The organism is Micromonospora sp. SH-82, assembly GCF_051132485.1.
In the GTDB taxonomy this organism is placed as follows: domain Bacteria; phylum Actinomycetota; class Actinomycetes; order Mycobacteriales; family Micromonosporaceae; genus Micromonospora.
This window is the reverse complement of the sequence record NZ_CP148049.1, coordinates 1740952-1753103: the sequence shown is the minus strand read 5'-3', so window position 1 is coordinate 1753103 and position 12152 is coordinate 1740952. Positions and strand designations below refer to the sequence as shown.

Below are 12152 nucleotides of genomic sequence, written 5' to 3'. Positions count from 1 at the left end.
CGGGCGGGGCTCTTCAGTGGGCGACGACCACCACCGCGTCCGGGTCGACGTCGGCGAGCCGGCCCGGCCGGACCACGACGTACAGGACCACTGTCGCGGCCACCATCCCGCCGGCCACCACCACCGCCATCGCCGTCGCCCCGGTCCCGAAGACCCCGACCAGGGGGGCCGCCACCGCGCCCACGCCGAACTGCACCGCCCCGAGCAGGGCCGACGCCGTACCGGCCGCCTCACCGTGGCGGGACAACGCCAACGCCGGAGCGTTCGGCATCGCCAGCCCGGCCGCCGCGAGGACCACCCAGAGGGAGGCCAGCAGCAGGGGCAGCCCGCCCAGTCCGGTCGCCGCCACAGCGAGCAGGACCAACCCGGCCACCGTCCCGCCGAGCAGGGACACGGTGAGGATCCGCTGCGGCTGGAAACGACGCAACAGCCGGACGTTGAGCTGGGTCGCCCCGATCAGTCCTACCGCACCCGCGCCGAAGGCGATGCCGAACTCCTGCTCGTTGAGGCCGTACTGCCCCTGGAGCACGAACGACGACCCGGCGACGTACGCGAACAGCGCCGCCATCGCCAGCCCCGCGACCAGGACCAACCCCACGAACGGACGGTCACGCAGCAGCGAGCCGTACAGCTTCACCGTGGCGGCCACCCCGCCACGCCGCCGCCGCTGCACGGGAAGCGTCTCGGGCAGGCCGAGCGCCGCCACCACGACGAGGATCACCCCGAAGACGGCGAGCGCCACGAACACCCCCCGCCAGTCGGTCCACCGCAGCAACCCGCTGCCCAGCGTCGGGGCGAGCACCGGGGCCGCCCCCATGACCAGCAACAACCGGGACAGGAGGGTGGCGAACGCCTTCCCGTCGAACAGGTCCCGGACCACCGCCATCGCGACCACCGACGACGCCGCCACCCCGAGGCCCTGGACCACCCGGAGGGTGCCGAGCACCGCGATGTTCGGGGCGAGGACGCAGAGCAGCGACGCCACGATGTGCAGGGCGATCCCGGCGATCAGTGGCTTCCGTCGACCGACGGCGTCGGAGAGCGGACCGACGAGCAGTTGGCCGAGGGCGAGGCCGACCAGGGTCCCGGTGAGGGTCAACTGGACCTGGGACGTGGTGGTCCCGTAGTAGTCGACGATGGCCGGGAACGCCGGTAGGTACATGTCGATGGTCAGCGGGCCGATCGCGATCAGCGACCCGAGGACCAGCACCAACCGCACCCGCTGCCGGGTGCTCATCAGGTCGCCGGGGGTCGACGTGGTGACCTTCAGTTCGGCGGTCGCGGTCATCGGGCCACCACCGAGAGGTCGGTACGCGTACGGCGGGCGGGGTTCGGCACAGCAGTCACACCTGGCTCCAAATCCTGATCCGGCACGGTGATTCCCGCTCACCAGTTAGGTAACCGAGGTCACAGCGCTCCGGCGGGCGAATCGCACACAGGCGTGACAGATCCTGCCCTCATGTTGTCTGTCGACCGGTTCCGCCACGCCACCCGACGGTCGGGACGCGCGACATGATCGAAAAAGGCCGTCTCCGGCTCCCGGAAACGGCCTGTGAAGATGGGTGGAGCTGAGGGGATTTGAACCCCTGACCCCCTCGATGCGAACGAGGTGCGCTACCAGTCTGCGCCACAGCCCCTCCGTCGGCGTACCGACGTAGGTCCCACCCAGCTGCACCGGGTGGGCCGTCGACAAGGCTATCAGTCGGCTCACCTCCGCAGCCAATCCACCCCGCCCCACCGCCTCCGACCAGCGAAATCTCGGAAGGAACCGGCCCCCGGGAGGGGCCAGATCCCACCAAGATCCGGGACGAAACTCGGGTCAGGCGGAGTGGGGGTTGTTGCGGCCGGAGGAGTAGGGGCGGCCCCGCAGCCCTCCGGCCCGCCGGTACGACACCGAGCCGCCCCCGTTGGCCACGGCGGGCAGGTCGGCGGGGCGGTCCAGGCCCATCGCCGCACGGCGTACCCCTTCGCGTTGGGCGGCGAGACGGCGCTGCGCCTCCCGACGGGCGGCGGCCCGGCGGGCCTGTTCCCGGCGGACCTCGGCCTGCCGGGCGGCCAGCCAGGCGTTCTCCCGGGCCTGCTGCCGTCGTCGTCGCCGCTCGGCGACTGCCCGTCCGCGCAGGTGCACCACGTATGCGAGCAGGAGGGTGCCGGTGACCGAGAAGCTGATCCAGAAGCCGGGGCCGACCACCACCACGCCGATCAGTTCGACGAAGTTGAGCAGCAGCAGGGCGGCGAGGACCCGGCGTCGCCGGTAGACAGCCGGGGTGTGTCGACCAGGTGGCGGGCGGCGGGGGGCGCGCCTGCCCGACGGCGGTACGGACCGGAGCCGCTTGGCCCGGCGGGCCGACCCGCGTCGCCGGGTGGAGCCCGAGGCGGGGGAGACCGGTGCGGCGGCACCGACGCCGCCACCCGAGACCGGCTCTGCGGCGGGGCCGGGGCGGCCGGTCGGACCCGGGTCACCCCGCCCGTCGGCGGCCGGGTCGCCGTCACCCGCGCTGTCCGGATCGCCGTCACCGGTGTCGGCCGGGCCACCGTGGGCGGTGGTGGTCGGGCGGGCCCCGGAGACGGCGAGCCCGCCGGTGACCGGATCCTCGGTGAGGGTGACGACGAGGGCGCGGGAGGCGTTGACGGGTCGGCGGCCCGGGACAGTACGACGCCGTCGGCGGCGCTGGAGTACCCGCGCCGTCGACTGCGCCCGCTCCGCCACCAGCCGCTCGGTGGCGTCGTACCGGCGGACCAGCGCCGGGGCGAGGGCGAGCAGGCCGGCGGCGGCGAGGACGGCGAGGAGCACCGAGGTCGGCACCCTCACCCCTCCCGTCACCAGATTCGGGGCAACCGCCTACCCACCGCACGATCTTCCGCCGACCACGGATGGACGCTGAAGATCCTGCGGGCGGTCAGCGCTTGCCACAGCTTTCAGTCACCTGAGGTTACGGGGTGTCCGACCTGGAAGTTTGTCCGCCGCGCCGGGCGGACAGGCCCGGCGACGGGACCCACAGGTCAGTCTCCGCCGGCGCGGAGCCGATGCCAGCGGGCCAGGAGTCCGCCTTCGAGGGCGACCTCCTCACTGGTCATGGCGTATCCGATGTGGTCGCGCCACGCACCGGCGATGTGCATGTACCGCACGTGGTACGACTCCTCGCGGAACCCCAGCTTTTCCACCACCCGGCGGGAAGGCTTGTTCTCGGGGCGGATGTTGACCTCCACCCGGTGCAGGCCACCCGGGCCGAAAGCATGATCGACAGCGAGCGCCAGTGCGGTAGGGATCACTCCCCGACCGGCCACTCGGGAGTCCACCCAGTAGCCGACGTACCCGGAGCAGAACGCCCGCCGGACGATGCTGCCCACGTTGAGGTGACCGACCAACCGTTCCTCGCCGCCGTCGCGGAGACAGACGGCGAAGGGCATGCCCTCACCGGAGTTCGCCGACCGGCGCTGGTCGCGGTACACCCAGCGGAATGCGGCCGGGGAGTTCAGGTCGTGCCACGTGCCGGGCATCGCCGACTCCCAGGGGGCCAACCATGCCTGGTTCTCCCGGCGCACCTGCGACCAGACCACCGCGTCGGAGCGTCGGTACGGCCGCAACACCACCGGTCCGTCCGCCAGCACCACCGGCCACCCCGGGGCCTGCCTGAACCAGCTCACTCGGCTGACCCTTCCGTCGAGACTACGACCCGCTCACCGACGACGGTCCAACAGGAGAACGTCCACCGTGGAACCGGCGGCCGCGCTGGTCACCCGTTCGCCGAGCACCAGCAGACCGTTCGCCTCGGCCAGTCCGGACAGTGTGTACGGGCCGCCGCTGAGCGGTTGCACAGTGTACCCACCGCCCCGACGCTCGGCGACGTGGGCCGGTCGGAACTCGCGTAGTCCGCCGGGGGAGGTGACGGTCTCCAACAGGTGCGCCCGGACCCCGGGTCGGAACACCGGTTCCGCCCCGGCCAGCAGGTTGATCGCCGGACGGGCCAGCACCTCGAAGCCGATCATCGCGGCGCCGGGCTCGCCGGGCAGGCAGACGACGGGCACCTCCTCGGCACCGACGGTGCCGAAGCCGAGGGCCGCGCCCGGGTAGAGCGCCACGTCGGTGAAGGTGACCGGCCCGGCCCGGCCCCCCTCCCGGCGGGACAGGATCCGCCGCACCATGTCACCGGGGCCGGTCCCGGTCCCCCCGGTGGTGATGATCAGGTCGGCCCGCAGGGTCTGGTCCTCCAGCAGACCACGCAGCCCCTCCGGGTCGTCGTCGCAGATCCCCACCCGGTACGCCAACGCACCCGCCTCGGCCGCGGCTGCGGTCAACGCGTGCGAGTTGGCGTCCACCACCTGACCGGGTTGGCTGGCCCGACCCACGTCGACCAGTTCGTCGCCGGTGGCCACCACCACCACGCGGGGACTGGGTCGGACGACGACGTGCCCGATGCCGGTGGCGGCCAGCACCGCGACCAGGGCCGGTGAGACGTACGCCCCGGCCCGGGCCAGCAGGGTGCCGACAGGCAGCTCCTCCCCCGCCCGCCGCAGCCCGTAGCCACGCTTGGGCACCCGGTAGATCTCCACGGCGGCCATGCCCTGGTCGGTCCACTCCACAGGCACCACCACGTCGGCGGCGATCGGCAGCGGGGCACCGGCCGCCACCGAGAAACAGGCCCCCGGCGTCAACCGGACCGGCCGCCAGCTGGCCGCGCCGAGGTCACCGACCACGTTCAGCCGGACCGTGCGGCCCCCCGGATTGCGGGAACCGGCCGGGGCGTACGCACCGCCCCGGCCGGTTCCGGCGAGATCCTCCCAGCGCGCCGCGTACCCGTCCACCGCCGCCTGGTCGAAGGCGGGGAAGGCGTGGGGGGCGACGACGTCCTCGGCGAGGACGTTGCCGTACGCCTGGGTGAGGTCGAGGTCGAGTGGAGGCAGCGCACGTAACCTGCGCAGCACACTGCCCAGGTAGTCGGCGAGCGGCGTCAACTCGTTCGCGGCCGCCTCGGCGTCGGCCGTCGCGGTCATGTACTAGGCCCGCCCGACGCGTCGGCGTTGACGAACCCGGCCAGCCACGTACGGAACTCGGCCCCGAGGTCGTCGCGCTCGGCGGCGATCTGCACCACCGTCTGGAGGTAACCCAGCGGCATCCCGGTGTCGTAGCGGGTGCCCCGGTAGACGATCGCGTGGACCGGTGTCCCCTCGCTGCGCAGCAGCTCCATCGCGTCGGTGAGCTGGATCTCCCCGCCGCTGCCGGGCTCGGTCCGCCGGATCGCGTCGAAGATCCGGGCCGGCAGGACGTACCGGCCGAGGACGGCGAGGTTGCTCGGGGCCTCCTCCGGGGTCGGCTTCTCCACCATGCCGGTGACCCTGACGACCTCCCCGATGTCGGTCAGCTCCGCCTCGGCCGGCTCCACCGAGGCGATGCCGTACCGCTTCGTCTCGGCCGGGTCGACCTCGAAGAAGGCCAACACCACCCCGCCCGTACGGGCCTGGAGCTCCAACATGGCCGGCAGCAGCGGCTCGGAGGGCTTGACGAACTCGTCACCGAGCAGGACCGCGAAGGGGGCGTCCCCGACGTGCGACTCGGCGTACCCGACGGCGTGACCGAGGCCCAGTTGTTCGGGCTGCCGGCAGGTGTAGATCTCCGCGAGTTCGCTCGGGCGTCTCACAGCGGCCAGGCGCTCGGCGTCTCCTTTGGCCTCCAGCCGGGCCTCCAGGTCGGGGCGGCGGTCGAAGTGGTCCACCATCGATGTCTTGCCGCGTCCGGTGATCAACAGCACGTCGGTGATGTCGGCCTGGGCGGCCTCCTCGACGATGTACTGCAACACCGGCCGGTCGATCACCGGCAACAGTTCCTTCGGCACGGCCTTGGTGGCGGGCAGGAACCGGGTGGCCAGGCCAGCGGCCGGAATGACGGCCTTGACCGCGCGTCGAGGGCCGGTTGGAGGGGTGGCCGATGAGGGGTTCGCTGAGTGCTCCGACATGTCGCGAGACTATCGGCCACAGGGCTGTCGCGGCGGTTGTGGCCCGGAAGACGCGCCGCCCGGGGCCCCGGCACGGGGTAGTCCGTCGACGGGGGTGACCGCGCGTACCCGGACCACCATCTCCTCGGGATTCGGCCCGGCCGGCGGCTCCGCCACCCGGAAGGTGTCCCGACCTGCAGCCTTGGCGGCGTAGAGGGCTCCATCGGCGGCGTCAAGGACCTGCTGCCCGACGGTGGCGTGGTCCGGGTAGACGGCGATCCCGGCCGAGACGGTGACGTGCACCTCGACGGCGTTCCCGGTGTTCGTCGCGACCACCGTCGGGTGGTCCCGGACCGCCGCGCCGAGCCGTTCGGCGACGATCGCGGCCCCCCGCGCGTCGGTCTCCGGCAGCAGCACCACGAACTCCTCCCCACCCTGGCGGAAGGCCAGGTCCACCTCCCGGATCTCGCCGCGCAGCCGGTGGGCGAACTCGGCCAGCACCGCGTCCCCGGCCGGGTGCCCGTACGTGTCGTTGACCGCCTTGAACCGGTCCAGGTCGAGGGCGAGGACGCTGAGCATCCGTCCGAACCGGTGGGCGCGCTCCACCTCCCGTCGCAGGGACTCCCGCAGGTAGCGGTAGTTCCACAACCCGGTCAGCGGATCGGTGAGGGAGAGCCGTTGGACCTCCTCGTGGACCCGGACGTTGTGCACCGCCACCGCTGCCTGACCGGCGAAGGTGCGCAGGGTCACCAGGTCCTCGTCGTCGAACTCGTCCCCGCCGTGCCTGTCGTAGAGCACCAGGACACCGAGGGCACCGACGGCGGCCCCGTACGCCGGGTCACCCGCGTCGGCCGGGCCGGGGACGGCGAGGGGCACCGCCACGTACGTCGTGCAGCCCGGCTCACCCACCGGCGGCGCGCTCGGGTCGGACCGGCCCCGACACGGTTCCCCGGTGGCCGCGACCGCGCCGAGGATCCCCCGGCCGACCGGCACCCGCAGCACTGGCGGGTTCGACCCGGTCCCGTCGGGCCATCTGTCGGCGAGTCCTTCGTCGCACTGCCCGACCAGGGCACCGGCCCCGTCGAGCAGCAGGACCGCGCCCGCCCGGGCTCCGGTGGTCACGATCGCGCTGTGCAGGATCACCGGCAGGATGCGGTGCAGGTCGTGGGTGCTCGACAGGGTGTCGCCGAGCACCGACAGGTGACTGCGCAGCTGGTCCCGGCTGGTGGTGAGGGCCTGCACGTAGCAGTCGGTCTCCCGGGTCATCCGGTTGAAGGCGGCGGCCAGCCGGCCGATCTCGTCGGTGCTGCGGATCGGCACCCGGGTGGTCAGGTCCCCCTGGGCGACCCGGTCGACCGCCCCGGCCAGCTCGGCCAGGGGCCGGGTGGTGACCCGGGCCAGTCGCCACGCGGCCAGCACCGCCAGCGCGGCGGCGAACAGCACCACGGCGGAGAGGATCGCGTACCTGCCTGTCGACTGTTCGCTGCGGACCGACAGGACCAGCGACAGCGGTTGGCCCGGCGTCGGAGTGACCCGCCGCAGGTAGCGTCCGTCGCCACTGGTGGTGACCCGGTCGGCGGCGGTGGCGGCCCAGGCCGCCCCGGGTGGCCCGGCCCCGTCGGTGCTGTGCGCCACCCCGGCGGAGTCGAGGAGGGTGACAGCGACCCCGGTCACCGCGGCCAGCCCGGTGACGAACGCCGGGTCGACCCGCCACGCGGCGGCGACCGAGCCGAGCGCCTCCCCGGCGGGGTCGCGCAGGTCGACCCGGGCGGCCAGGGCCCGGACCGGTCCGCCGGTCGCCGTCGCGGTGGTGCAGTCCTCCCAGGGCAGGGTGGGTGCCCCGGGGGTGGTGTAGGTGATCCGGCCGGTGGCGTCGGTGACCTGGACGGCGGCGGCCAGGCCCCGGCTGACCACCTGACCGGCGGTGGCAGACCGGGCGGAGGTGGCGGCCAGGGCCACCGAGTCGGCCGCCGCCCGCAGTTGCCGACAGAGGGCGTCCACCGAGGTACGCACCGAGGCGGTCGCCACCCGCAGCCGCTCGGTGGAGCGGCTGCGGTCGACGGCTGCCATGGTGGTACCGGCGAACACCGCGCCCAGCAGGACCGGGCCGAGCACCACAGCGAGGAAGGCGGCGCTCAGTCGCCCGCGTAGCGTCACGCTTCCCCCCGGAAGTTCCGCCCCCGATCCTGCGATGCTGACACAGAGCCACCGATAGACCAACGTTGCGTCAGGAGTGTTGCGTGGCCGATTTTTCCGAGGACGTACCGACTCCCGTCGAGGCGAAGCGACGGACCCGCCACGACCTGCTGCTGCGCCGCCGGACCCAGACCGCGCAGCAGCGGGCCGTCGCCGCCGAGCGGGTCGGGGCCGAGCTGACCGACCTGGTACGCCGGATCCGCCCCGCCCGGGTGGCCGCGTACGTGCCAGTGGGTTCCGAGCCGGGCGGACCCGACCTGCCCGACCGGCTGCGCGCCGCCCTCCCGCCCGGCGGTGAGCTGCTGCTGCCGGTATTGCGTACCGACCTGGACCTGGACTGGGCCGGGTACGACGGTTCGCTGGTGGCGGCGGGACGGGGGATGCGGGAGCCGACGGGGCCCCGGCTCGGGGTGAAGGCGATCGCCGGGGCGGATCTGGTGTTCGTGCCGGCGTTGGCGGTGGACCGTCGGGGGGCACGGCTGGGTCGCGGCGGCGGCTCGTACGACCGGGCCCTGGCCCGGGTGTCGGCGCAGACCCTGACCGTGGCGCTGCTGCACGACGGTGAGCTGGTCGACACGTTGCCCGCCGAGCCGCACGACCGGCCGGTCCGCGCGGTGGTCACCCCCGGCGGTGGACTCGTCACCCTGGTCGACGGCGCGGGTGTCGCTCCCCACACTTCCGCTGGACGAACCCGGGGGTGATGACGCAACATTGGCACTCGAATACGTCGAGTGCCAATCGGCCGTTCCAGAACCCCGGAGGAGACCGTGCCCACGTACCAGTACGCCTGCACCGCGTGCGGTGACCAGCTCGAGGCGGTGCAGTCCTTCTCCGACGCCCCGCTGACCGAGTGCCCCGCGTGCCAGGGCCGGCTGCGCAAGGTGTTCAACTCCGTCGGGGTGGTGTTCAAGGGGTCGGGGTTCTACCGCACCGACTCCCGCTCATCCGGCTCCGAGGGCAGGAGCGGCGGGGGCAACGGAGGCGGTGGGGGCGACAAGCCCGCCTCCACCTCGTCGAGCAGCTCCTCGTCCGACTCCGGCAGCTCGTCCGGGACCTCCGGCAGCGGATCGTCGAACAGCTCGTCGGGCGGGTCCTCCGGCGGGTCCGCGAAGGCCCCGGCCGCCAGCGGTTCCGGAACCTCCTCGTCCTGACGTCGACCACCCGGGACCGGTCCGCCTACGGGCAGCCCGGTCCCGGCGGGGGTCAGTCCCAGTGCGGGGGCCGTTCGGCGAGCAGCCGGTCGTCGTTGCCGACACCCCGCTCGCCCCAGCCCCGGTCGGTGTCGTCGGACGTCTGCTCGGGCAGCACGACGAAGTCCTCGCTCAGGTCGACCACCCGGTCGTCGTCGCCGCGTACCCCCGGATCCACGCTCACGAGGGGCAAGGATAGCGCCCGGCCGCCCCGGAACCCTGCTCCCCGACCCGCCGTCGAGGGCGTACCACGGCACCCGGCGGGTTGGTAGCGTCGGTCGACGTGACCACGCCCAGCGGTGCCAGCTCCGCCGACGACTACTGGCGACGCCCCGCGGACCACCCGGCGGACCCCTCCGGGCCGGACGCGTCCCCGCCGCCCGGACCCACCACCGGCGGGTACGCCGGGCCTCCGCCCACCGTCGCCCCACCGGCCGGTTGGCGGCCGCCGCTGCACCTGCAACCGGCGGCTCCCCGCCGACTTCCCGCCCAGGACATGGTCGAGCTGGACACCGACGAGCAGCGCGCCCAACGGATCACCTACATGGTCGGCTCGGTCGCCGGGGCGGTGCTGCTGATCCTGCTCTGCCTCTTCTGCACCCGGCTGCTGTTCTGAGCCACCCGAGGGTCGGATGTCCCTGAGCGGCCCGAGGGTCGGATGTCCCGGACCCCGCCCGAGGGTCAGAAGGTGTTCTGCCAGAGCGTCTCGGCCCCGCTGTGCCCGGCCCGGAAGGTGTAGATCAGCACCGGGACGGCCAGCACCACGACCAGCACCGACAACACCCGCCCGACCCACGACGGCGAGTTCGGGGCCTTCGGGTGGTCGCTGGTGACCACCAGCAGCGCCAGGGTCACCACCGACAGGGCGATGGTGAACCGGAACAGCCAGTCACCCTGCTGGGAGTGGTAGTAGATCTCGTCGAGGGCCTCCTGCGGGTAGCCCTTGGCCACCAGGGCGTCCGTCAACGCCTCACCGGACTGGGTCGCGGCGAACGCCGCCACCGGTGCGCCCACCGCCAGCAGCCCCACCGCCCAGTCCATCTTCGGACGCCACCGCGCCCGCAGGGCGTAGACCGGCCCCAGCAGCGCCAGCAGCGGAATGAGCGTCACCGCCGCGTGCACCACGAGGGGATGCAGCGGCAGACCGAGAAACTCCTTGAACACCGGATCCTCCGACGTCGGGTAACGGTCGCGGGTCGCCAGCGTACGGCCTCCGGCCGACGGTCCGCCCTCTCACAGCCGTACACGCAGCCCGTTCCGGTCCGGTTCACCCACGTTTCACCCGACGATCGGTTGTGGTCGGGGCCACCCGGCGGACCCGTTCGCGTGTCCGCCGAACTCCTGCGTGTTGTCATTGCCGCATGTCCACCGGTGAGGAACTGCTCCGGTCGAGGGGACTTCGGGTCACCCGGCCGCGCCTCGCCGTACTCGACGTGCTCGGCGGCGGCGGCCACCTGGAGGTCGACGAGATCACCCGCCGGGTACGGATGCGGCTCGACTCGGTCTCCACCCAGGCCGTCTACGACATCCTCGGGGCGCTGTCCCGGGCCGGACTGTCCCGGCGGATCGAACCGGCCGGCAGCCCCGCCCGGTACGAGGCCCGTGCCGGGGACAACCACCACCACGTGGTCTGCCGGGGCTGCGGCGAGATCGCCGACGTCGACTGCGCCACCGGCAGCGCCCCCTGCCTCGACCCGAACCTCGCCCACGGGTACGAGGTCGACGAGGCCGAGGTGACCTTCTGGGGGCTCTGCCCCGCCTGCCGGATCCGGCGCGACACCGACCACTGACCCGGCTCCCGAGTCACGGGTCAGCGGTCCCGGCTCGGCGACGGTTGCCGACCGGCGGGCTCGACGTGGCACTCTTGGTCGGTGAACTCCGATGATCTCGGCCTCTTCGGTCCGGATTCGATCACCTGGAAGGTGCACGCGGAGCCGGTCCTGATGGTGGCTGGCCTGCGTGCGCTCTACCTCCAGTCGCTGCACCCGAGGGCGATGGCCGGGGTGGCGCAGAACAGCAACTACCGTACGGACGCGTGGGGCCGCCTGGTCCGCACCTCCGAGTACGTCGCCACCACGATCTTCGGGACCACTGCCGAAGCCGAACGGGCCGGACGCCGGATCCGGGCCGTGCACGCCCGGATGAGTGCGAAGGACCCCCTCACCGGTACGCCGTTCCGCGTCGACGAACCCGACCTGCTCCGATGGGTGCACGTGACCGAGGTGGAGTCCTTCGTCGGCACCGCCCGCCGGGCCGGAGTGGCCCTGACCGGCGACGAGGTCGACAGGTACTACACCGAGCAGCGTCGGGCCGCCGCCCTGGTCGGGCTGGACCCCGACAGCGTCCCCGGGAGCGCCGCCGAGGTCGAGGCGTACTACCGGGAGGTCCGTCCGCAGCTACGGATGACCCGGGAGGCCGCCGAGACGGCGCTCTTCCTCACCGTGCCGCCGATCCCGTGGAAGGTCAGCCTCCCGGTCCGGCTCGGCCTGACCCTCGGACCGCCCCGCTGGGCGTACCTGGGTCTCGCCACCACCGCGCTCGGTCTGCTACCCGCCTGGGCCCGTCGGCTCTACGGCGGTCTCGGACTGCCCACCACCGCCCTCTCGGCGGATCTGGGCGTCCGCACCCTCAGACTGGCGTTGACCGCCGTCCCGAGGCACCTACTGATCGGCCCGATCCAGGTCGCCGCCCGGGAGCGGGCCGCCCGACACGCCGCCGGGTGAGCCCGACGGTCCGCCGGTCGCCGCCGACACACCGCCGGTCGGAACCGGCCCGCCGCCGGTCGCCGTCGACAGGCCGCCGGTGGAGACGGGCCCGCCGCCGGTCGGGTCGG

General features: G+C 73.3%; 13 protein-coding genes and 1 tRNA gene. 5 read left to right on the top strand and 9 right to left on the bottom strand.

Annotated elements, in window-relative coordinates:
- Window positions 1-13 precede the first annotated feature (13 nt).
- The 7 genes from WHN02_RS08210 to WHN02_RS08180 all read right to left on the bottom strand — a co-directional run bounded on the left by WHN02_RS08210 (window position 14) and on the right by WHN02_RS08180 (window position 8090).
- Complete coding sequence (locus WHN02_RS08210; RefSeq protein ID WP_434742788.1) at window positions 14-1288, bottom strand: multidrug effflux MFS transporter; 1275 nt, start codon at window positions 1286-1288, stop codon at window positions 14-16.
- A gap of 275 nt (window positions 1289-1563) precedes the next feature.
- Window positions 1564-1637 (bottom strand) — tRNA-Ala (locus WHN02_RS08205).
- A gap of 182 nt (window positions 1638-1819) precedes the next feature.
- Window positions 1820-2806 (bottom strand): hypothetical protein, encoded by a 987-nt coding sequence (locus tag WHN02_RS08200; RefSeq protein WP_434742787.1) that lies wholly within the window; start codon window positions 2804-2806, stop codon window positions 1820-1822.
- Window positions 2807-3003: 197 nt separating this feature from the next.
- A complete protein-coding gene (locus WHN02_RS08195; protein WP_434743867.1) occupies window positions 3004-3612 on the bottom strand; it encodes a GNAT family N-acetyltransferase in 609 nt (202 codons plus the stop codon).
- A 69-nt stretch (window positions 3613-3681) separates the two neighbouring features.
- Window positions 3682-4995, bottom strand: a complete 1314-nt coding sequence (locus WHN02_RS08190) for a molybdopterin molybdotransferase MoeA (protein ID WP_350895882.1) — start codon at window positions 4993-4995, stop codon at window positions 3682-3684.
- Window positions 4992-5954: a UTP--glucose-1-phosphate uridylyltransferase gene (locus WHN02_RS08185; RefSeq protein WP_434742786.1), complete on the bottom strand. Its 963-nt coding sequence runs from the start codon at window positions 5952-5954 to the stop codon at window positions 4992-4994. Before WHN02_RS08185 ends, WHN02_RS08190 begins: the two co-directional genes overlap by 4 nt.
- A 9-nt stretch (window positions 5955-5963) precedes the next feature.
- Window positions 5964-8090 (bottom strand): diguanylate cyclase, encoded by a 2127-nt coding sequence (locus tag WHN02_RS08180; RefSeq protein ID WP_434742785.1) that lies wholly within the window; start codon window positions 8088-8090, stop codon window positions 5964-5966.
- A gap of 83 nt (window positions 8091-8173) precedes the next feature.
- On the opposite strand from WHN02_RS08180, the gene WHN02_RS08175 reads away from it, so the two are divergent.
- On the top strand, window positions 8174-8830 hold the full coding sequence (locus WHN02_RS08175) for a 5-formyltetrahydrofolate cyclo-ligase (protein WP_434742784.1): 657 nt from the start codon (window positions 8174-8176) through the stop codon (window positions 8828-8830).
- A gap of 66 nt (window positions 8831-8896) precedes the next feature.
- Window positions 8897-9280, top strand: coding sequence for an FmdB family zinc ribbon protein (locus tag WHN02_RS08170; protein WP_434742783.1), 384 nt, complete (start codon window positions 8897-8899; stop codon window positions 9278-9280).
- Window positions 9281-9332: 52 nt separating this feature from the next.
- Here the strand turns inward: WHN02_RS08170 and WHN02_RS08165 are convergent, their stop codons facing one another.
- Entirely contained in the window at window positions 9333-9512 is a 180-nt protein-coding gene (locus tag WHN02_RS08165) for a hypothetical protein (RefSeq protein WP_434742782.1), read from the bottom strand.
- Window positions 9513-9602: 90 nt separating this feature from the next.
- On the opposite strand from WHN02_RS08165, the gene WHN02_RS08160 reads away from it, so the two are divergent.
- The gene (locus WHN02_RS08160; protein WP_434742781.1) at window positions 9603-9935 is read left to right on the top strand and encodes a hypothetical protein; all 333 of its coding nucleotides are present in this window, start codon (window positions 9603-9605) and stop codon (window positions 9933-9935) included.
- A 65-nt stretch (window positions 9936-10000) separates the two neighbouring features.
- Here the strand turns inward: WHN02_RS08160 and WHN02_RS08155 are convergent, their stop codons facing one another.
- Entirely contained in the window at window positions 10001-10483 is a 483-nt protein-coding gene (locus WHN02_RS08155; RefSeq protein ID WP_434742780.1) for a DUF2231 domain-containing protein, read from the bottom strand.
- Between the two features lie 197 nt (window positions 10484-10680).
- On the opposite strand from WHN02_RS08155, the gene WHN02_RS08150 reads away from it, so the two are divergent.
- Window positions 10681-11109, top strand: a complete 429-nt coding sequence (locus WHN02_RS08150) for a Fur family transcriptional regulator (protein ID WP_434742779.1) — start codon at window positions 10681-10683, stop codon at window positions 11107-11109.
- A gap of 81 nt (window positions 11110-11190) precedes the next feature.
- Complete coding sequence (locus tag WHN02_RS08145) at window positions 11191-12042, top strand: oxygenase MpaB family protein (RefSeq protein ID WP_434742778.1); 852 nt, start codon at window positions 11191-11193, stop codon at window positions 12040-12042.
- Window positions 12043-12152: the final 110 nt, after the last annotated feature.